The 20607-nt window shown below is 67.0% G+C and carries 20 protein-coding genes and 1 tRNA gene; 13 read left to right on the top strand and 8 right to left on the bottom strand.

Annotated features, from left to right (window positions below; genetic code table 11):
- Positions 1-2: 2 nt before the first annotated feature.
- A complete protein-coding gene (locus ACMVO5_RS08090) occupies positions 3-1136 on the top strand; it encodes a DSD1 family PLP-dependent enzyme (protein ID WP_416907012.1) in 1134 nt (377 codons plus the stop codon).
- A 29-nt stretch (positions 1137-1165) separates the two neighbouring features.
- Here the strand turns inward: ACMVO5_RS08090 and ACMVO5_RS08085 are convergent.
- From ACMVO5_RS08085 to ACMVO5_RS08075, 3 genes are all read right to left on the bottom strand, one after another.
- Positions 1166-1237, bottom strand: a tRNA-Thr gene (locus ACMVO5_RS08085).
- 41 nt (positions 1238-1278) lie between these two features.
- On the bottom strand, positions 1279-2352 hold the full coding sequence (locus ACMVO5_RS08080; protein WP_416907011.1) for a succinylglutamate desuccinylase/aspartoacylase family protein: 1074 nt from the start codon (positions 2350-2352) through the stop codon (positions 1279-1281).
- Positions 2352-2642: a BolA family protein gene (locus tag ACMVO5_RS08075; RefSeq protein WP_416907010.1), complete on the bottom strand. Its 291-nt coding sequence runs from the start codon at positions 2640-2642 to the stop codon at positions 2352-2354. The genes ACMVO5_RS08080 and ACMVO5_RS08075 overlap by 1 nt, the downstream gene beginning before the upstream one ends.
- A gap of 516 nt (positions 2643-3158) precedes the next feature.
- On the opposite strand from ACMVO5_RS08075, the gene ACMVO5_RS08070 reads away from it, so the two are divergent.
- Positions 3159-3278, top strand: coding sequence for a hypothetical protein (locus ACMVO5_RS08070; RefSeq protein ID WP_416907009.1), 120 nt, complete (start codon positions 3159-3161; stop codon positions 3276-3278).
- A gap of 5 nt (positions 3279-3283) precedes the next feature.
- Complete coding sequence (cobS, locus tag ACMVO5_RS08065) at positions 3284-4300, top strand: cobaltochelatase subunit CobS (RefSeq protein WP_416907008.1); 1017 nt, start codon at positions 3284-3286, stop codon at positions 4298-4300.
- Here cobS and ACMVO5_RS08060 read toward each other — a convergent pair.
- Entirely contained in the window at positions 4297-4536 is a 240-nt protein-coding gene (locus ACMVO5_RS08060; RefSeq protein WP_416907007.1) for a hypothetical protein, read from the bottom strand. The genes cobS and ACMVO5_RS08060 overlap by 4 nt on opposite strands.
- 237 nt (positions 4537-4773) lie before the next feature.
- Here ACMVO5_RS08060 and cobT point away from each other — a divergent pair, with 237 nt between their 5' ends.
- Genes cobT through ACMVO5_RS08045 form a run of 3 tightly spaced genes read left to right on the top strand, consistent with a single transcriptional unit; the run spans position 4774 to position 7932 of the window.
- Complete coding sequence (gene cobT, locus ACMVO5_RS08055; RefSeq protein ID WP_416907006.1) at positions 4774-6648, top strand: cobaltochelatase subunit CobT; 1875 nt, start codon at positions 4774-4776, stop codon at positions 6646-6648.
- A complete protein-coding gene (locus tag ACMVO5_RS08050) occupies positions 6635-7210 on the top strand; it encodes a TIGR04282 family arsenosugar biosynthesis glycosyltransferase (protein ID WP_416907005.1) in 576 nt (191 codons plus the stop codon). The genes cobT and ACMVO5_RS08050 overlap by 14 nt, the downstream gene beginning before the upstream one ends.
- Positions 7207-7932 (top strand): TIGR04283 family arsenosugar biosynthesis glycosyltransferase, encoded by a 726-nt coding sequence (locus tag ACMVO5_RS08045; RefSeq protein ID WP_416907004.1) that lies wholly within the window; start codon positions 7207-7209, stop codon positions 7930-7932. Before ACMVO5_RS08050 ends, ACMVO5_RS08045 begins: the two co-directional genes overlap by 4 nt.
- 12 nt (positions 7933-7944) lie before the next feature.
- On the opposite strand, the gene ACMVO5_RS08040 is transcribed toward ACMVO5_RS08045, so the two are convergent.
- Positions 7945-8619 carry a J domain-containing protein gene (locus ACMVO5_RS08040; protein WP_416907003.1) on the bottom strand — a complete coding sequence of 225 codons (675 nt, stop codon included), beginning with the start codon at positions 8617-8619 and terminating at the stop codon, positions 7945-7947.
- Between the two features lie 73 nt (positions 8620-8692).
- Positions 8693-9349 (bottom strand): Crp/Fnr family transcriptional regulator, encoded by a 657-nt coding sequence (locus ACMVO5_RS08035; protein ID WP_416907002.1) that lies wholly within the window; start codon positions 9347-9349, stop codon positions 8693-8695.
- A 55-nt stretch (positions 9350-9404) separates the two neighbouring features.
- Here ACMVO5_RS08035 and ACMVO5_RS08030 point away from each other — a divergent pair, with 55 nt between their 5' ends.
- Positions 9405-10253: a sterol desaturase family protein gene (locus tag ACMVO5_RS08030; RefSeq protein WP_416907001.1), complete on the top strand. Its 849-nt coding sequence runs from the start codon at positions 9405-9407 to the stop codon at positions 10251-10253.
- Between the two features lie 7 nt (positions 10254-10260).
- Here the strand turns inward: ACMVO5_RS08030 and ACMVO5_RS08025 are convergent, their stop codons facing one another.
- Entirely contained in the window at positions 10261-11742 is a 1482-nt protein-coding gene (locus tag ACMVO5_RS08025) for an acetyl-CoA acetyltransferase (protein ID WP_416907000.1), read from the bottom strand.
- Positions 11743-11816: 74 nt separating this feature from the next.
- Positions 11817-12692: a LytTR family DNA-binding domain-containing protein gene (locus ACMVO5_RS08020; protein WP_416906999.1), complete on the bottom strand. Its 876-nt coding sequence runs from the start codon at positions 12690-12692 to the stop codon at positions 11817-11819.
- 218 nt (positions 12693-12910) lie between these two features.
- Between ACMVO5_RS08020 and ACMVO5_RS08015 the strand changes: the two genes are divergently transcribed.
- From ACMVO5_RS08015 to acs, 6 genes are all read left to right on the top strand, one after another.
- The gene (locus ACMVO5_RS08015; protein ID WP_416906998.1) at positions 12911-15292 is read left to right on the top strand and encodes a TonB-dependent receptor; all 2382 of its coding nucleotides are present in this window, start codon (positions 12911-12913) and stop codon (positions 15290-15292) included.
- On the top strand, positions 15292-16236 hold the full coding sequence (locus ACMVO5_RS08010; RefSeq protein ID WP_416906997.1) for a DUF1838 family protein: 945 nt from the start codon (positions 15292-15294) through the stop codon (positions 16234-16236). The genes ACMVO5_RS08015 and ACMVO5_RS08010 overlap by 1 nt, the downstream gene beginning before the upstream one ends.
- On the top strand, positions 16233-17036 hold the full coding sequence (locus ACMVO5_RS08005; protein ID WP_416906996.1) for a DUF1838 family protein: 804 nt from the start codon (positions 16233-16235) through the stop codon (positions 17034-17036). The genes ACMVO5_RS08010 and ACMVO5_RS08005 overlap by 4 nt, the downstream gene beginning before the upstream one ends.
- Entirely contained in the window at positions 17033-17923 is an 891-nt protein-coding gene (locus ACMVO5_RS08000) for an alpha/beta fold hydrolase (RefSeq protein ID WP_416906995.1), read from the top strand. Before ACMVO5_RS08005 ends, ACMVO5_RS08000 begins: the two co-directional genes overlap by 4 nt.
- Positions 17920-18573 carry a hypothetical protein gene (locus ACMVO5_RS07995; protein ID WP_416906994.1) on the top strand — a complete coding sequence of 218 codons (654 nt, stop codon included), beginning with the start codon at positions 17920-17922 and terminating at the stop codon, positions 18571-18573. Before ACMVO5_RS08000 ends, ACMVO5_RS07995 begins: the two co-directional genes overlap by 4 nt.
- Before the next feature lie 63 nt (positions 18574-18636).
- A complete protein-coding gene (acs, locus tag ACMVO5_RS07990; RefSeq protein WP_416906993.1) occupies positions 18637-20571 on the top strand; it encodes an acetate--CoA ligase in 1935 nt (644 codons plus the stop codon).
- Positions 20572-20607 lie beyond the last annotated feature (36 nt).

The raw sequence follows: 20607 nt of genomic DNA, 5'->3' as shown, positions 1-20607 counted from the left end.
CCATGTCGCTCGGCCCCAACCAGCCGCTCATCGGCCGCCCCGGCGGGCGCGCGCTTCTGGCGACACCGGCGCTGATCCTCGATCTCGACCGGCTCGAACGCAATATCGCCACCATGGCCACCTTCGCCCGCGCGGCCGGCATGGCGCTCAAGCCGCACGCCAAGACCCACAAGAGCGCCCATGTCGCCGCCCTCCAGCTCGCCGCCGGCGCCGTCGGCCTCACCTGCGCCACGCTGGGCGAGGCCGAGGCGCTGGCGCCGCATGTCGCCGCCCCCTTGCTCATCACCGCCCCCGTCATCGGCACCGGTGCCATCGCCCGGCTCCATGCGCTCGCCCGCCGTTCGCCGGGCCTCGCCGTCGTCGTCGATCATCCAGCAAATCTCGCCGGGATCGCGCAGGCCTTCACCGCCCAGCCGCTCACCGTGTTCGTCGATATCGACCCCGGCCTGCACCGCACCGGCGTTGCCAGCCTCGCCGATGCCGTGGCGCTGGCCCGGGCGGTCGCAGCATCACCAACGCTGCACTTCGGCGGCGTCCAGTTCTTCAGCGGCCCAAGCCAGCATATCGAGCGCTACGAGGCCCGCCGCAGCGATGTCGCCGCCAAGACGCACTATCTCGCCAGCATCGTCGAGGCGCTGCGCAACGCCGGCCTGCCGCCGCCCGTGGTCACCGGCGGCGGCACCGGCACCCACGCCCTCGATGCCGAATTCGGCGTGATGACCGAGCTCCAGGCCGGCTCCTATGTCTTCATGGACGACCAATATTCCGCCTGCGGCCTGCGCCCGGGCGATACCAACCCTTTCGACACCGCGCTGATGATCGACACGCGCGTCATCAGCGCCAACTGGCCGGCGCTGGCCACGGTCGATGCCGGGCTCAAGGCCTCCACCGGCTCATCGCAGCCACCAACGCCGATCGCCGGCGTGCCCGAAGGCACCCGCTATGAATATCGCGGCGATGAATATGGCGCGCTCCTGCTGCCGCCGGGCAAGCCGACGCTGCCGCTCGGCGCCGTCGTCACGCTGGCGACCCCGCACTGCGACCCGACGGTCAACCTCCACAATGTCTACCATGTCGTGCGCGGCGACACCCTCATCGACATCTGGCCCATCACCGCACGCGGCCGCTCGGCCTGAAAGCGCCAGGCCCGCAATCAAAAACCCGGTGCCGGATGAGGGGATCGAACCCCCGACCTTCGGTTTACAAAACCGCTGCACTACCGCTGTGCTAATCCGGCCCGGTGCCCCGCCCTAGCGCCAGATGCCCCGCCTCGCAATATCAGGGGCAACCATAAGCACAGTCCGGATCATCCTTCATATGGATGATCCGCACGATCATCGCATCGCGCCCCCGCCGCGGGTCGGTAAAGGCCGACGCAATCACCCCGCTCACCGGCGCCACCAGCGTATCGGTCACCCGGCCAAAAGCGTCAGCCATCGTCGCCACCGTCTCGCCCTTCTCCACCCGCGCCCCCAGCGGCGTCAGCAGCGTCGCCCAGCCGCCGCGCGGCGCGCTCACCCGCGCCAGCGCATTGCCCACCACCATCGTCGCCGGCGGCTCGCGCACATCGCCCGCGATCATCTTCTGCTCGCGCATCAGGTTCATCAGCCCCTCCACCCCGCGCCGCACCATTTCGGGGTCAAACACGCCGGGCATCCCCAGCTCCAGCGTCACCGCCGGCACCCCGTCATCGCTCAGCGTATTCTCCACCGTGCCCTTGTCCCCCCGGTCCAGCTTCAGCACATCGGGCGCCAGCAGTTCGGCCATCCGCTTCGTCCGCACGCTCGAGGCAAAGGCATAAAGCACATAGGCCGTGCCGCGCGACTGGGTGTGCAGATCGACCGCCAGATCGGCATTGGGCCTGAGCAGATTCTGCCACAGGAGCGCGGCATGATGCGCCACCGCGTCGCCCTCCAGGTCGCCCGGCATCGCCCGGTTCAGATTGGCGCCCGATCGCCCCGCATCCTCGGCAAATTGCCGCGCATCCTGCAACAGCCCCGGCGGGTTCAGCCCCGGCACCGCGATCAGCGTTCCCGCCATCGCCTGCACGTCAAGCCGCGCCACCAGCTTGTGCACCACATCGATCCCGTTCAGCTCATCGCCGTGAATCCCCGCCGTCACCAGCAGCCGCGGCCCCGGCTGGGCGCCCTTCACCACCACCACCGGCACCAGCCAGCGCTGCCCGGTCGAGGTCTCGCCGGCCCGAAACCAGAAGCGGCTCACCCCGCCCGCCGGCAGGTCGGCCACATCCAGCCGGTCGATCACCCGCTCCGCCCCCAGCGCCCCGCTCACCACCGTCTGCGCCGCCAGCGGGGTCGCCAGCAGCGCCAGCAGGGCCAGAGCCAACCGCATCACGCCGCCCGCTCGCCCGGCGCAAAGGCCCGAATCGCCAGCGCATGCACCTTCTCGGCCATCATGTCGCCAAGCGCGGCATACACCGCCCGCTGCCGCGCCACCCGGCTCTGCCCGGCAAAGTCCGCCGCCTCGATGATCAGCGTGAAATGGCTCTCGCCGCTGCCGTCATCGCCCATATGCCCGCGGTGCTTGGCGCTGTCGTTGATCAGCTCCAGATGCACCGGCCTCAGTGCGGCACGCAGCCGCGCCTCCATCTCGCTCGCCACAGGGCCCGTCATCGCCGCCATCCTCCCGCTCTTGCAGTCATCGCCCGCATCCCTACACAATAAGCCCTCAACATCACCAGCCATCACGGACCCGCCCCCATTCCCACCGCCTCTGCCCGTTTCCATGGCCGCCAGGCCAGCCCCGAGCCGCGCCCCTGCGCGCATCCCGGCTGCGAGGCTGCGGGCGAGTTCCGCGCGCCGCTCTCCAACCGCCTGCCCGGCGACGCCGCGGGCTGGCAATATTTCTGCCTCGAACATGTCCGCGCCTTCAACGCCGGCTACAATTATTTCGACGGCCTCACCCCCGATGAGGTTCACGAGGCCCAGTCGCCCCTCGCCGGCTGGCAGCGCACCCAGACCCCGCAAGGCCGCGACGCCTTTCATTTCGGCGATCCCCATGATCTCTTTTCCGCTGCCACCAAAGCGCGGCCAGCCCCCCGCCGCTGGCCCCAGGCCGAAGACGCGCGCGCGCTGGGCGCACTCGGCCTTGATGATTCCGCCAGTGGCGCCGAGGTCAAACGCGTCTACAAGGCCTTGGTGCGCAAATACCATCCCGACAGCAATGGCGGCGACCGGACGCACGAGAGAAAGTTGCAGGCTGTCGTCACAGCCTATACGCATCTCAAAGCCCAACCGCGTTTCAAGACGGAGCATTGATCAAAGTGGCAACCGCCCCCGCCCTCCCCGATACCCCCGCCACGCACGGCACCACCGTGCTCAGTGCCCCCGACACCAGCGTCGATGCCCGTGAAGTGTTCGGCGTCGATATCGATCTGCAGGTCCCGGCCTTCTCGGTCGCCGATGAGCGCGTGCCCGATCTCGATCCCACCTATGTCTTCGATCCCGACACCACGCTCGCCATCCTCGCCGGCTTCGCCTTCAACCGCCGCGTCATGGTCCAGGGCTATCACGGCACCGGCAAATCCACCCATATCGAGCAGGTCGCCGCCCGCCTCAAATGGCCCTGCGTGCGCATCAACCTCGACAGCCACATCAGCCGCATCGATCTCATCGGCAAGGATGCCATCGTCCTCAAGGACGGCCAGCAGGTCACCGAGTTCCGCGAGGGCCTGCTCCCCTGGGCGCTGCAAACCCCGACAGCACTGGTCTTCGACGAATATGACGCCGGCCGGCCGGACGTGATGTTCGTCATCCAGCGCGTCCTCGAAGTCGAAGGCAAGCTGACGCTGCTCGACCAGAACCGCGTCATCCGCCCCAACCCATGGTTCCGCCTGTTCGCCACCGCCAACACCGTCGGCCTTGGAGACACCACCGGCCTCTACCACGGCACCCAGCAGATCAATCAGGGCCAGATGGACCGGTGGTCCATCGTCACCACCCTCAACTATCTGCCCCACCACACCGAGACCGCCATCGTCATCGCCAAGGAGCCGAGCTTCGACACCGAGGCTGGCCACAAGCAGGTCGCCAACATGGTCCGCGTCGCCGACATGACCCGCGCCGGCTTCATCGCCGGCGATATCAGCACGGTCATGTCACCGCGCACCGTCATCACCTGGGCACAAAACGCCAAGATCTTCGGCAACATCGGCTTCGCCTTCCGCCTCAGCTTCCTCAACAAATGCGATGAGGCCGAGCGCGGCATCGTGGCGGAATATTATCAGCGCGTCTTCGGCGAAGACCTGCCCGAAAGCGTCGCCGTCAAGGCCCGCCGCTAGGCCATCTCGCAAGTCCGCGCCTCGGCGTCGGCAAAGGCGCGGCAGCGCACCAGCGGCGCCTGCGGGTCGAGCGGCAGCTTCAGCCCGTCGCCGATGGTCGCCGCGCTCGCGCCCGACGCGCGGCAATAGCCCGGCTGAAACGGGTTGATCCAGCGCCGCTCGCCGCGCTGCTGTTCAACCCAGCGCCATTCGGCAAAGCGACAGTCGCGGCAGCTGCCCGGCTGATATCGGCTCATCGGAAATCTCCGCTGGTCCCTAACAATGATTAATCTTAAGTCTTTCTTCGGCTTCAACCACGGAAATTTAATCCAGTCTGGCGCAGGTTCGCACTCCTAAAGATTCAATTTGCCGATATTTGACCGTTGAACCGGAACTATTGTTCAAACATCTTTAACATCTCGCTCAGAAATCCCGCTGCGACCTCTGCACACATCCAGTGGCGCACACCGCCTCGCTGCTGCTAGAACAGCCCCATGCCGACACCAGAAAACCCCACCGAAGACTTTCGCGCCGCCGTCGCCGCCACGCTGCGCGCCATGGGCCACAAGGCCGGCGATCCGCGCTGGGATGTCGAAGTCGCCTATACCGCCGACAAGCCCAGCTGCTTCGGAGACAGCGCCCGCGTCCCCCAGCCCGCCCGCGCGCTGCCCCCAGAACAGGTCGCTGAAGTGCGCGGCTGGGCCGACAGTTTCGCGCTCCGCCACCGCCATCACAACCCCCGCCTCCACGGCACTGACCAGCCCGAAGCCGGCCCGGCGCGTGACATCTGGAATGCGCTTGAGCAGGTCCGCTGCGAAGCGCTGGGCGCGGCTGAAATGGCCGGCGTCGCCCGCAATCTTGACCGCATGACCGAAACCCGCGTCCGCGCCGATCCCATCGTCCGCGCCCGCACCGCGGCCGAAGTCCCCATCGCCACGGCACTCGGCCTGCTCGCCCGCGAGCGCCTCACCGGCAGCCCGCCGCCCAGCGTCGCCGATGCGGCGCTGGCGCTGGTCCGTGATGATCTCGAAAGCCGCGCCGGCGTCCATCTCGACGAGCTGGCGCAAGTCACCCATGATCAGGCCGCCTTCGCCCAGGTCATGCGCCGCGTGCTGGCCGATCTCGGCCTCGCCACCGATCCCGACGCCGACAGCGAGGAAAACGAAGACAGCGACAGCGACGACGAGCAGGAGCAGGACCAGCCCGGCGACAGCGAAGATGACGACGACGCCGGCGGCGGCGACGAGGAATCGACCGAGACCCGCGCGGAAGCAGGCGAAGACCCCCCCGAAGACGCCGACACCCGCGAAGTCGACATGGACACCGACATGGTCTCCGATGCCGAAATGGGCGATGACGGCCAGGAGGGCATGACCCCCTGGCGCCCCGACACGCCGCGCGCAGACCCCGCGCCCGCCTTCGAATACAAGGCCTACACCACGAAAAACGACGAGGTCATCACCGCCGAAGAACTCTGCGACGCCGACGAGCTCACCCGCCTGCGCGCCTATCTCGACCAGCAGCTGGTGCCCCTGCAATCCGCCGTCACCAAGCTGGCCAACCGCCTCCAGCGCCGGCTGATGGCGCAGCAGAACCGTGCCTGGGATTTCGATCAGGAAGAGGGCATTCTCGATGCCGCCCGCCTCGGGCGCATCGTCACCAATCCCGCCCACGCGCTCAGCTACAAGATCGAGCGTGACACCGATTTCCGTGACACCGTCGTCACCCTGCTCATCGACAATTCCGGCTCGATGCGCGGCCGCCCGATCAGCATCGCCGCCATCTGCGCCGACATTCTCGCCCGCACCCTCGAACGCTGCGCGGTGAAAACCGAGATCCTCGGCTTCACCACCCGCGCCTGGAAAGGCGGCCTGTCCCGCGAAAAATGGCTCGCCGATGCCCGCCCCCCCAAGCCCGGCCGCCTCAACGATCTGCGCCACATTGTCTACAAGCCCGCCGATGCGCCGTGGCGCCGGGCGCGCAAGAATCTCGGCCTGATGATGCGCGAAGGCCTGCTCAAGGAGAATATCGACGGCGAAGCCCTGCTCTGGGCGCACGACCGGCTGCTCGCCCGCAATGAAGACCGCCGCATCCTCATGGTCATCTCCGACGGCGCCCCCGTCGATGACAGCACGCTGTCCGTCAACAGCGGCAATTATCTCGAACGCCACTTGCGGCAAGTCATCACCCAGATCGAAACCCGCTCGCCGGTCGAACTCATCGCCATCGGCATCGGCCATGACGTCACCCGCTACTACAGCCGCGCCGTTACCATCATGGACGCCGAACAGCTGGGCGGCACCATCATCGACCAATTGGCCGCCCTGTTCGAAGCCGATGCCCCCAAGACAAGCCGTGGCCGCCGCTAGCGCGCCCACCATCGCCGTCTTCGCCCGCTATCCCACCCCCGGCGAAGCCAAGACCCGCCTCATCCCCGCGCTCGGTCCGCTGCGCGCCGCCGCCGTCCATGCCGCCCTCGTCGCCCACACCCTCGCCGCCGTGCGCGCCTCCGGCCTCCCCTATGCGGTGCATTTCACCGGCGCCGATGAGGCCAAGGTCGCCGCCTGGCTCGGCCCTAATGTCCCGCTCGTCGCCCAGCCAGCCGGCGATCTCGGCCAGCGCCTCGCCGCCGTGCCCGCGCCCTGCCTGCTCATCGGGTCCGATTGCCCCGGCCTCACCGCCGCCCATCTCCAGGCCGCCGCCGCCATCGTGGCAGATGGACGCCCCTGCATCGGCCCCGCCGAAGACGGCGGCTACTGGCTGCTCGGCCTGCCCCGCCCCCAGCCCCAGCTCTTCACCGACATCGAATGGGGCAGCGCCAGCGTTTTCGCCGCCACCCACGCGCGCCTCCCCGAAGCCGCCCTCCTCGAAACACTCGCCGATCTCGACCGCCCCGAAGACCTCGCCCGCTGGCCCCAATTCCTCACATGAGTGTCGCCCTCATCATCCCCGCCTATAACGAAGCGCCCAGCCTCGCAGCACTCGCTGCCAACATCGCCACGCTCGATCCCCAGCCGGCCGAAATCCTCCTCGTCGATGGCGGCAGCACCGACACAACGCTGGCCACAGCCCAAAGCCTCGGTCTCCCCACCCTCACCGCGCCCAAGGGGCGCGCCCGCCAGCAAAACGCCGCCGCCGCCGCCACCAGAAGCCCCATCCTCCTCTTCCTCCACGCCGACACCCGCCTGCCAACAAATGCCGTCGCGCTCGTCGAACAGACCATGGCCGACCCAAAGGTCGCCCTCGCCGGTTTCACCGCCATCCTGCGCGGCCCACAAAAGACCCGCTGGATCACCACCGCCCATAATTGGCTCAAGACCTGGTATGCCCCCGCCCTGTTCCGCCCCCATCTGTTCCTGAAGGGCGGCCGCCTGCTGTTCGGCGATCACGCCATGTTCGTCCGCCGCAGCGCGTTCGAAGCCATCGGCGGCTTCGATGAAAACCTCGACGTCATGGAAGAAGCCGATCTCTGCGTCCGCATCGTCCCCCACGGCCGCACCCGGCTGCTGCCCCAGACGGTCGAAACCTCGGATCGCCGCATCGCCCAATGGGGCGAGCTCAAGGCCAACTGGATCTATCTCAAGATCGGGATCCGCTGGGGCCTGGGCCTCCGCCTCAAGACCCTCCCCAAACTCTACCCGGACATCCGCTAAGCCAGAACCCCGCTACTGCAGGTTGATCGCCACCTCAGGCTCCGGCCACGGCTCCGGCTCCGGCTCGTCCGACCGCGTGATCCGCAGCCGCTCTTCCGCCTTGCTGCGGCTCATCGCCATCACATGGTCCACACCCGCGATGGTGATGGCGAGCCGGCCCTCATCGGTCGTCTCGATGAAGTCCTTCTTCTTCAGATACCAGGCATGAAATTCGAAATTGTCTTCCGGGCAATTCAGGTTGCGCAAGATATCATACAGACCCACACCCGGATCACGCGGACGCTCGCGCCGCCGCTTGTAAAGATACATCAGCAGCTTGGCATGAAGATTGGCATCGGTCAGCGCCGCCATATGCTCGTTCGGCCCACCACGCGATGATTCAAACGAAAATCCCGTATTCAATGCATATTGCACATTATAATTTACCCGATCATCAATGTTCCTGAGCGCGCGATAGGCCTCAATCACCTTGTTGAACATCTCGATGTTCGCTGTCTCCGGATGATCAGGGTGATAAATCTTCGCCAGATGCCGATAAGCAACTTCAAGAGTCCGCGCATTGCACTCGGGATGCACCTGCAGGATGCTGTAATAGTCGATGAAAGATGGGTCATTTTGTATCGATGAACAGTCCTGCGAACGGCAAAATACTGTGGCAACACCAGCAGAATCGACCTGCCAGAGCATAGTGTGACAGGATTTCAAATTTGTCAAAAAATCATGAACAAAAGTCGCAAGGATTCATATTTCGAGGGGGCCCTCAGTCCCCCGACCAGCCCGCCAGCCTGCCCAAGTCCACCACATCAATCCGCCCATAGCCGCGTGAAATCAGCCCGTCGCGCGCAAAGCGCCCCAAAATCTGCCCCACCGTCACCCGTGAAACCCCGACAAATTGCGCCAGCGCCTCCTGCGTCAGCGTCAGCTTCGGCCCTTCGCGCCGCGCCATCGCCGCCAGCGTCCGCGCCACCCGGGCCGTGGCCGAAAGCTGCCGGTCCGCCTCGATCCGGTCCAGCGACACGCGCAACTGGTTGGCCAGCGAGCGCAGCAGCCAGCGCGCAACGTCCGGCTCGTCCGCCAGCAGCCGGTCGATCGCCCGCCCGTCCAGCCGCACCAGCGTCGCCGCGCTCTCCGCCACTGCGTCCACCTGGCGGCGCAGCTGGGCAAAATGCGCCAGCTCGCCAAACAGATCGCCCGCGCCCAACACGGCAAACACCGTCACATGCCCGTCGGCCCCGAAGCGGCAGATCGAAACCGCCCCCGTCTCGATGAACCAGAAGCCGTCGCCCGCATCGCCGCGCCGCTGCACCATAGCGCCGGCAGCAAAGTGCTGCCGCCGCCCGGCGCCCACCAGCAGCGTCGCCATCGCCGCATCCGCCCGCGTCGGCCCGATCTCGGCCAATTGATAGGTTCTTTGCATTCTCTCCCTTCATGCCCCGCTATCATCGCCGCTGCAAGAATAAGGAGCGCCAAGCATGCCCGCAGCAACATGGGCCGTCATCGCCATCTATTTCAGCTTCGGCCTGCTCGAATTCCTGCGCTCGGATCTCTTGTCCAAGCCCGAGCAGACCCGCAACGACGGCATTATCGAGACTGTCTCCACCGTCCTGCTGCTCCTCGTCACCCAGCCCCTCATCCTCGCCGCCGTCCACGCGCTCGGCCAACAGGTCGCGCCCGAATATCAGGGCGCGCTCGCCGGCCTCAGCGTCTGGCTCGTCATCCCGCTGTTCCTCCTGTGCGAAGACATGCTGCAATATTGGTGGCACCGCGCCTCACACAGCGTCCCCTGGCTCTACAATCTGCACCGCGCCCATCACAACGCCCGCTACATGAGCGTCCGCCTCGTCTACCGCAACAACATCATCTATTACGCCATGATGCCCAGCATCTGGATGGCCGGCGTGCTCGTCTATCTCGGCCTTGGCTGGTTCTATGCCGTCTATCTCGTCATCAAGCTGTTGGTCATCATCGGCGCCCATAGCGACGTCAAATGGGATGCCCCGCTCTACAAGATCCGCTGGCTGTCGCCGCTGATGTGGCTCGTCGAGCGCACCATCTCCACGCCCGCCACCCATCATGCCCATCACGGCCGCCACGCCGCTGATCCCGCCACCCATTACAAGGGCAATTACGGCAATCTGCTGTTCTTCTGGGATGTCCTCTTCGGCACCGCAAAGATCACCCGCAGCTATCCCCAAAGCTACGGCGTCGAAAACCTCCCCGAAGCCACGCTCGGCCAGCAGCTGCTCTGGCCCCTCTTCCCCGAAAACACGTCGATGGACGCGCAGGTCAAGGGCGGCCTCACCCGCCAGCCGCAAGCCTGAGCCGCCGTCAAAACGCCCAGCGCTGCACCCCGTCCTCGCCCAGCCGCACCCGCCCGGCCACGCCCACCATGCTCACCTCCAGCGCAGCAAATCGCGCCGCATCGCCCATGTCGATGCGCGCAAACACCCGCGCGCCCGCCGGTGTGCGCCCCACCACGCTGCCATGTGAAGGCGCGCCCTCGCGGTCATACACAAGGCTGAACGTCTCGATTGTCGCCGCGCCCTCATGGTCCAGCGCCAGCCTCGGCGCCGCCTCATGCGCCGTCGCCACATCGCGCGGCAGCGCCAGCCTCTCCGCATCGGGCGCGCCGCTGCCCAGCACCAGCGCATGATGCTTGGTCACATAGCCGCCCTGCCCATAAAGCAGCGCCGCCTCGGCCGGCCGCGCGCGCAGGCTGCGCACCATCGCACAGGCCGAATGCAGCATATAGCAGTTCAGCCCCGCGCCCGCGAACGATAGCCCGCCATTCACCGACAGCGCCGCATCCTCGTCCAGCCCCAGCGTGCGCCGCGCCATCTTCGGCACGATCGGAAAGCAGGAATAAAGCTCGACCCGGTCAAAGCCATGCGGCGCCACCCGCATCGCCTGCCCCAATACCGCATCCTGCGCCGCTGACCGCGTGAAGCGGTCGCGCGCCAGATAATCCATCGGCTCGCCCGCCGCCGCCCCCCCATGCACAAACACCAGCCGGTCCTCGGCCACGCCCGCCGCCCGCGCCGCCGCCAGGCTGGTCATCACCACGGCGGCCGCCATGTTCACATTGTTGTTCGCCACCATCCGCTTCACATAGGGCCAGGCGATCATCCGGTTGTCCGCCGCCGGCGTCACAACCTCGTCCGCGCTGAACGCCCGCCGCCCCCAGGCAAAGGGATTGGCCGCGGCCGCGTCCGAAATGCGCGCATAAAGCGCGCCCGTCTCCGCCAGCGCCGCCCCCGGCGTCTGCCCCCAGCCGCTGGTCGCCGCATTCTCGTAAAGCGGATAGATATGCACCGGCTGAAAGATGCCATGCTGCATCGCCACCGGCGTCACATGCTCGCTCGGCACGATCGGGTTCTCCGGCTTGGCCGCAGGCGGCGTCCAGGGCAGCGTCACCCCCTCGGCCTTGGCCCGCGCCACCGCATATTGCGCCTCGCCGCCCGTCACCACCGCCACCTGCGTCTGGCCCGCCATGATCCGCAGCGCCGCCTGATCGAGCTTCGCCATCGGCGTCTCGCCGCCCACCAGACCATAGATCGCGCGGGCCGGCTGCACCCCCAGCCTGTCAGCCAGCCGCGCCGCCACCCGGTCATAGCGCCACGACACCAGATTGATCACATCGAGCGAGTCCAGCCGTGCCAGCCAGCCGCCGCCCGCATCAACGTCCGCCGCGCGCACCGCGGCTGCCATCAGCGCCAGCGGCTCCAGCGCCGCCGCCGGATCCGCCGGCCGGTCCAGCACCTCGCCCACACCCACGATCACCGGCGTCCGCTCGGGCGGCAACATCCCCATCCATCTCTCCTCAGGCCAGCCCCCGACATAGCCCGCCATCACGGCCGTGCAACCGCTCGCAATTCACAGGCCCGTCAGGCGGGGCTCAGCACACTCAGCTGATGCAGATAGGTGCGGCTCACCGGCAGCAGCTCGCCGCCCGCCAACCGCAACATCGTCTTGCCGCCGTCGCGCTCCAGCCCGTCCACCGCCGCCTGCGCCACCCAATAAGAGCGGTGGATCCGCGCCCCCTCAATCGCCCCAGAAGCCAGCGCCACCGCATCGGAAAAGCGCATGTAGATCGTCGCCCGCCCCAGCCGCGTCACCACCTCGGTATAATGTTCCTGCGCCTTCAGGCAGATGATGTCGCGCCCGATCTGCGGCGGCAGCTTCTGCAAAAGCAGCGCAATCCCGCTCGCCACAGGCGCGTCATCGCCCGCCTCCGCCGGTTCCCGTGCCGCCACCGGCGCCGCCAGCCCCGGCACGCGGAAAAAGTCCTGATAGCCAAAGCGCGCCATGCCCAGCCAGCGCACCAGCACATAGTTGAAGGTCAGCCACACCACCGCCCGGTTGGCCAGCGCCAGCAGCGATTCCGTCCGGTAGGTCGGGTCGTCGAAAGCCCAGGGCCAGCTCCGGAAAAACGCAGAGCCGTCGCGCAGATAGGGTGTGAACCAGCCGTCGCGCAGCACCGTGAACGGTGCATGCAACAGCCCCGCCAAAACCACCCCGCCCAAAAGCGGCACCCACAGCGGCAGCCGCAGCGGCCGCACGGCGCGCGCTGAGAGCGCGCTGCCTGCCTCCATCACCAGCCATGAAAACATCAGCGAGACCATGCCGTAAAGCACATGGACGAGACGGTTCTCGAACCGCACATTGCCAAACTGGCCCAGCCCGATTGCCAGTCCGATCACCAGTGGCGGCAGCAGCACGACGCGCAGCCAGTCGCGCTGGTCATGGCCCGTGCCCCCCATCAGCATGTCCTGCAACGCTGCATTCGTCTCTCCACTCGTCACTATAGGCCGCAACCGCCCCCGTCCGCAATTCGTGCAGCATGAATGTCATTCACGAAGCCCCCGCCCGGCCCCACCGCACATCGACGCTGCACGAAACACATCCGCGAAATTGCCCTTGCCGGCAGCCACAGCCGCAGCCGAGACCGTGGCGCACAACATTCTCGGGGGACACCGTCATGATCAACGCCAACCGTGCTTTCTGGTGCGCCAGCGCCGCCATCGCCGCGCTCGCCGCCACACCCGCTTTCGCTCAAACGAACGAAACCGCGGCCAGCGAAACCGCCGGCTCCGAAATCATCGTCACCGCCCGCAAGCGTGAGGAAAGCCTGCAGAATGTGCCGATCTCGGTGCAGGCCTTCACGTCGGACGCACTCGAGGCCTCCAACATCACCAATCTCGAAAGCCTCGCCGCCTTCGCGCCCGGCGTCCAGCTCTTCCAGAATGTCGATCGCGGCTACGGCCAGGTCTTCATCCGCGGCCTGCAGAACACCCCGCCGGTCGGTGACACCACCCGCGAGCTCGCCTCCATCTTCATCGACGGCATCTATTTCACCGGCGGCGTCGCCACCATCAACACCGACAATATCGAGCGTGTCGAAGTCGTCCGCGGCCCGCAAAGCGCGCTGTTCGGCCGCTCCACCTTCTCGGGCGCCATCAACTTCATCACCAAAACACCGGGCAATGAATTCGGTGCCCAGATCAATGCCACCGCCGCCACCTTCGATGATTACAGCCTGTCCGCCGCCTTCGACCTGCCGCTCATCACCGACAAGCTCGCCGCCCGCGTCTCGGGCCGCTTCCGCGATGCCGGCGGCCAATACACAAACGGCCTTGATGGCAGCGCGCTCGGCGAGCAGCAGGATCTCTCGCTCACCGGCCAGCTCTACATCACGCCCTCCGAGCGCCTTTCCGCCAAGATCAGTGTCAGCTACACCGAACAGCGCGACGGCGCCGCCGCCGCCATGCTGGTCGGCCGCAAGCCCACCCATAATTTCACCATGCCCAACGGCAACACCACCTTCCGCGGCGAGCTCCGCCCCACCGGCGCGCCGCCCATCCAGAATGTCTTCCCCGCCGATCCGAACAAGCTGCTCATCTTCCCGCCCTTCCCGGCGCCCGTCGTGTTCGACAGCCGCCCCGGCAGCGATCGCCTCGGCCTGCGCCGCAACGGCCTTGATCGCAGCTTCTTCTTCACCTCGCTGCTCCTCGATTACGAAGTCGCCGACGGCTATACCCTCAGCTACAACGGCGGCTATTCCAACGAAGTGGCCGAGCGGCTCTGGGATTTCGAGCTCTCGCCCGAAGACAATTACTATGGCAGCCGCCGCACCAATTCCGAATCCCACAGCCACGAGATCAAGCTCGCCTCACCGGCAGACGCCCGCTTCACCTGGCTGATCGGCGCAGCATACTTCAACCAGAAGCTCTACGAGCGTGATCCCGGCGGCATCTTCGGCTCCAATGCCTTCGGTTTCCTCGCCGGCTTCCCCGGCTCGGTCTTCGTCGGCGCCGGCCCGCGCGTCATCGTCGACCGGAACATCGACAATTACGCCGTCTTCGGCTCGCTCGGCTATCAGTTCACCGATCAGCTCAGCCTCTCGGTCGAAGGCCGCTGGCAGCGCGACGAGCTGACCGACACGGTCAACCGCGCCACCGGCGAGCAGATTTCCGCCGGCACCAATGCCTTCCTGCCGCGCGCCATCCTCGAATATCAGGCCAGCCCCGATCTGCTGCTCTATGCCAGCGCCGCCAAGGGCCTGCGCCCCACCACCATCAATTCGCAGTTCGCCGGCCGCACCGACGCGCAAAAGGCCCGCATCCAGGCCGAATTCCCCGAGCTTAACATCGATGTCCTCGCCCCGCCCGAAACCATCTGGAGCTATGAACTCGGCCTCAAGTCCACGCTCATGGATGGCCGCATGACCTTCAACGCCAACGCCTATTATTCCGACTGGAGCGAAAGCCAGGACCTGCGCTCGCTCCTCGCCGACATCGATGGCAACGGCGTGCCCGTCGGCACCCTCGTCACCGTCTCGGGGCCGGATATCGAAGCTTACGGCCTCGAACTCGACACCGCCATCCGCGCCAGCGACGCCGTCACGCTCGGCGGCTCCTTCGCCTGGAATCACACCAAGCTCACCGGCGACCAGTCGGAAGCCAATCAGGCCCGCTTCCTCCTCCAGACCCGCCCCAATGGCGAGCGGCTGGCGCAGACGCCCGAGTTCAGCGGCTCCGCCTTCGCCCAATATGACGGCGCCATCTCCGACACGGCCGGCTGGTTCCTGCGCGCCGAAGGCATTTACGTCGGCAGCCGCTACGCCTCCTCGCTCAACCTGACCGAGACGGGCGACAGCTTCGACCTCAACCTCCGCCTCGGCTTCGAGCTGGAAAATTACACCGCCACCTTCTTCGTCACCAACCTGCTCCAGGATGAAACCTTCGAATCGCTGCGCAGCAATGCCGATTGCGCCACCACCAGCGCCTGCTTCGAGCGCGCCTTCGAAGCGGTGCTCCCCAACAAGCGCCAGTTCGGGGTCAACCTCCGGGCCAAGTTCTGATGCCCGCGCTCAGCCGCCGCGCGCTCATCGCCGCCAGCCTCGCTGGCGGCGCCGCCCTCGCCCAGCCGCTGCGCGCCGCCCGCGCCGCCACCCGCTCAGGCCCGCTGCTCGATCTCGCCACGCCTGAGGGCAATGCGCTCGCCTATGCCCGCATCCAGGGCAATCTCGATCCCAAGGCCACCAGCTACAGCTGGTATGCCGGCCGGGTCAGCGGGCACAGGCCCGGCGAGGCGGGCGTCGATCTGATGGGTATCATCGGCATGGGCGCCGTCCGCCTGCTGCCGCTTGAGGGCGAATATGGCTGGATGATGCTCAGAAAAGAGCTCGGCTTCTTCACCAGTCTCGAAACCGGCGCGGTCATCGACCGCTGGACCAATCCCTACACATCCGAAAATGTCGAGGTCGTCCACCTCGCCAACCCTGCCATCAACGCCCCCATCCGCCCCTATGAGCGCAGCCAAGGCCTCTATCAGGAGGTCGGCAAACCCGACGAGCGCACCCCCTTCCTGCTCGAATGGCGCGAAGTCGGGGGCAGGGTGATGACCGAGCGCCACGCCCATATCCGCGCCAAGAACCCGCTCGATCCCAAGGTCTGGCAGCGTGAAAGCAGCGGCGAATTCATCTCCATCTCCGACAGCAACAGCTTCAACGTCAGCCTAGCCGATCTGCAAAACGCAGCCCTCACCAAGGTCGAAAGCTTCGGCAACTGGACCCACAACCGCCCCTGGCAGCCGTGGATGCTGATGGGCCCGGCCGAGGGCCATATCCAGTACACCTGCTTCACCGGCTCAGCCGCCAGCCTCGAGACCATGCCCAGCGAGATCGTGGCGCTGGCCCGCGCCCGCTTCCCCGATTTTCTCACAGCCCCCACCGAGGTCAAAAAGGCCGAATCCTCGCTCGCCCGCTACATGCGCACCCGCACGCCGCAACCGCCCCGCCCATGAAAGTCTCGCGCCGCACCCTCCTCGCCGCCCCCGCGCTGCTTGCCATGCCAAGGGCCCTGCGCGCCGCCGAAACCGGCCTCAGCCCGCTCGAAACCTTCCTGCGTATCCGCTGCTCGCCGCCCGAAACCCGCACCTTCTGGTGGTACAGCGGCCAGATGCTCGCCCGCCTCACCGGCGAGCCGGCGCGCACCATGGTCTCGGTCATCGGCGTCAGCCATTCGCAGATCACCCGCCGCCCTGATGGCCGCATCGGCTACAAGCTGCTCGAAGCCGGCTATTACGGCCATCCCGATCAGCGCGGCGTCGAAGCCATCGCCGATGGCCCCATCGCCAATGTCCTCACCGGCGCGCCGATGACGCCCGAACATTATCTCTCGCCGCAAGCGATCATCTTCACCCCCGAGCTTGCCGTCCTGCCCGATCTCCCCACGCTGCCGCCCGGCCTTGATTACACCGGCCGCATCACCCCGCCCGACATCAAGGCGGGCCGCGTCTGGATGGCCGAAGAGCTGTTCGTCAAGGCGCCGCCCGCCCGCAGCGCCCCCGAAAACGGCCCGCGCATCGCCAATTCGCTGGCCAATTTCGAAGCCGCGCTCGATGATGTCACCAGCGCAGCCGAGTTCGTCCCCGCCACCATGCAATATACCACCCTCAACAGCTTCCGCCCCTGGATGAACATGGGCACCGCCAGCGGCGCCATCATGATGCGCCTCAACGCCGTCAAGCTGCCGAGCTTCGATGCGGTCCCCGAAGACCTGCGCGCCCGCATCCTCAGGGATCACCCGGACTTCCTCGCATGATCCGCCTGCTCCTCGCCCTGCTGCTCGCCGCCCCGGCGCTGGCCCAATCCCCAAAAGACCCCAAAAGCCACATCGTCGCCGGCCACGGCGAGGTGCCGCTGGTCGTGCAGGAATGGGGCAATCCCAACGGCCCGCCCATCCTCCTCATCCACGGCTTCTCCTTCGGCGCCGTCGCCTTCAAAAACCAGATCGGCACGCTCGCCGAAACCCACCGCCTCATCGCACCCGACCTGCGCGGCCACGGCCTCTCCGCCAAGCCCTGGACACCGGACGCGTACAACCGCCACGACATCTGGGCCGAAGACATCGCCGCCATCGTCAAGGCGCTCAACCTTGATCGCCCGCTCCTCGTCGGCTGGTCCTTCGGCGGCTATGTCGCGCTCGATTATCTGCGCATCTGCGGCGCCGGCTGCGCCCGCGGCCTCGTCCTTGCCGGCAGCGTCGCCGGCCTCGTGCCTCCTGCGCCCCCGCCAGACCCGGCCAAAAGCACCATGCCGCCGCCCAAGGGCAATGCGCGGGCCGACAATTACCACGCGTTCTTTGACGCCGCCGACTGGCTGTCGCGCGTCATGACCGCCGAGCCGCCCAGCCCGCTCGACAAGTTCCAGAAGCAGATGACCATCGCCATGATGAGCCCGATGACAAGGCGTGCCATGGCCGGCCTCCAGCTCGACAATCAGGATCTCGGCCCCCGGCTCGATCTGCCGGTGCTGTTCATCCACGGCACCGCCGATGGCAGCGTGCCGCCCGACACCATCGCGGCGGCCGCCGCCCGCCTGCCCCGCGCCCGCGCCGTCGCCTATGAAGGCGTCGGCCACTCCCCCTTCGCCGAAGCGCCCGATCGCTTCAACGCCGATCTCATGGCCTTTGCCAAAAGCCTCGAATGATCCGCCTGCTCGCCGCCCTGCTGCTGTCGGCCCCGCTCGCCGCCCAACCCACCCCCGAGGCCGCAATTGCCGCCGCCACAGCCTATCTCGACGATCACAACCGCCACGATCTCGCCGCCACCATGGCGCATTACAGCGAAGACGCCGCCTTCCAGCTCAGCATGGGCCGCGAGCGCGTCACCGGCCTTGCCGCCATCACCGAGCTTGAGCGCTTCGATGCGGTCGCCGGCTCCATCCTCATCCCCTTCGGCTGGTCCGCCACGCAGTTGCCGGAAGGGCAGGGCTGGGCCGTCTCGGTCAAGGGCGTCCTCGAACACAGCCGCATCTTTTCAGCCGTCGGCCTCCCCATCGTCATCGCCGTGCCAGACGCTCCGGTCTTCCATGTCAAGGAAGGCCGCATCACCTATTCGCACCAGCCCCCGCTGCAAGCCGCCTGCCTCGCCCCCATCGGCGCCGCCTTCGCAGGCCTCGCCCAGTGGCTCAAAGACAGCGCCAGCCCGCTCGCCCCCGCGCTGCTCAAAGACGGCCGCCTCGATCTCCAGCCCGCCACCCTGCCGCTCATCGAGGCCGAGCTGACGCGCTGGCGCCAGACCAGCGGCTGGTCCCCCACGCCCGCACAGCTCCGCGCCTGCGCCCGCCTGCCAGACTGATTGCACTGGCTCCCCGCTTTTGGTCTAAGGGGCCAAACATATCCGACTTCGGGGAGCCACCACATGAGCCAGTCCGTCTATCCCGTGCCGCCAGAGTGGGCCGCCCGCGCGCACGTCGATGAAGCCGGCTACCAGGCCATGCACACCCGCGCGCTCGCCGATCCCGACGGCTTCTGGCTCGAACAGGCCCGCAGCCTCGACTGGATCAAGGCCCCCAGCATCGCCGGCAACTGGTCCTACAACGAGGCCGATTTCGGCATCAAATGGTTCGAAGACGGCATCCTCAACGTCAGCGCCAACTGCCTCGACCGCCACCTCGCCACCCGCGCCGACCAGATCGCCATCATCTGGGAAGGCGATGACCCCGCCGACAGCCGCACCATCACCTACGCCGAACTGCACGCCGCCGTCTGCCGCTTCGCCAATGTCCTCAAGGCCCAAGGCGTCAGAAAGGGTGACCGCGTCACCCTCTACATGCCGATGATCCCCGAAGCCGCCATGGCCATGCTCGCCTGCACAAGGCTCGGCGCCATCCACTCGATCGTCTTCGGCGGCTTCTCGCCCGAAGCGCTCGCCGGCCGCATCCAGGATTGCGACTCGAACATCGTCATCACCGCCGATGAAGGCCGCCGCGCCGGCAAGAAGGTCCCGCTCAAGGCCAATGTCGATGCCGCGCTGGCGCACTGCCCCTCGGTCACGCGCGTCCTCGTCGTCCGCCACACCGGCGGCGCCGTCACCACCGTGCCCGGCCGCGACGTCTGGCTCCACGAGGCGCTCGAAACCGTCTCCGCCGATTGCCCGCCCGAGCCGATGTCGGCCGAAGACCCAATGTTCATCCTCTACACCAGCGGCTCCACCGGCAAGCCCAAGGGCGTCCTCCACACCAGCGGCGGCTATCTGCTCTGGGCCAGCTTCACCCAGCGGCTCGCCTTTGATTACCAGCCCGGCGAGGTCTTCTGGTGCACCGCCGACATTGGCTGGGTCACCGGCCACACCTATGTCGTCTACGGCCCGCTCGCCAACGGCGCCACCACCTTGATGTTCGAAGGCGTGCCCAACTATCCCGATTTCAGCCGCTTCTGGCAGGTCTGTGACCGCTGGCAGGTCAACAGCTTCTACACCGCCCCCACAGCGCTCCGCGCCCTGATGCGCGAAGGCGATGACTGGGTGAAAAAGGCCAGCCGCGCCAGCCTCCGCCTGCTCGGCACCGTCGGCGAACCCATCAACCCCGAAGCCTGGGAATGGTATCACCGCGTGGTGGGCGACAGCCGCTGCCCCATCATCGATACCTGGTGGCAGACCGAAACCGGCGGCGCGATCATCGCGCCCCTGCCCGGCGCCACCGCGCTCAAGCCCGGCTCGGCCACGCTCCCCATGCCCGGCATCGAACCCATCCTCGTCGATGCCGAAGGCCAACTGCTCGAAGGCGCCACGCAAGGCAATCTCTGCCTCGCCCGCTCCTGGCCGGGCCAGATGCGCACCGTCTGGGGCGATCACGCCCGCTTCTTCCAGACCTATTTCTCTACCTACCCCGGCCGCTACTTCACAGGTGACGGCGCGCGCCGCGATGAAGACGGCTATTGGTGGATCACCGGCCGCGTCGATGATGTCATCAACGTCTCGGGCCACCGCATGGGCACCGCCGAAGTCGAATCGGCGCTCGTCGCCCACGCCAAGGTCGCCGAAGCCGCCGTCGTCGGCATGCCGCACGATGTCAAAGGGCAGGGCATCTATGCCTATGTCACCCTCAACGCCAATGAGACCGGCTCGCCCGAGCTCAAGGCCGAGCTGGTCAAATGGGTGCGCCGCGAAATCGGCCCCATCGCCACCCCCGACGTCATCCAGTTCGCCCCCGGCCTGCCCAAAACCCGCTCGGGCAAGATCATGCGCCGCATCCTGCGCAAGATCGCCGAAAACGACACCAGCAACCTCGGCGACACCTCCACCCTCGCCGATCCCGCCGTCGTCGATGCGCTCGTCGAAGGACGCGGCGGCTGATCTCCACTTGCGGGCAGCAGGTTCCTCATTTAGGTT

Origin of the sequence: Polymorphobacter sp. (assembly GCF_048007885.1) — a bacterium.
Lineage (GTDB): Bacteria > Pseudomonadota > Alphaproteobacteria > Sphingomonadales > Sphingomonadaceae > Sandarakinorhabdus.
Note: the sequence above shows the minus strand (reverse complement) of the source record. Positions and strands in the feature narration are given on the sequence as shown.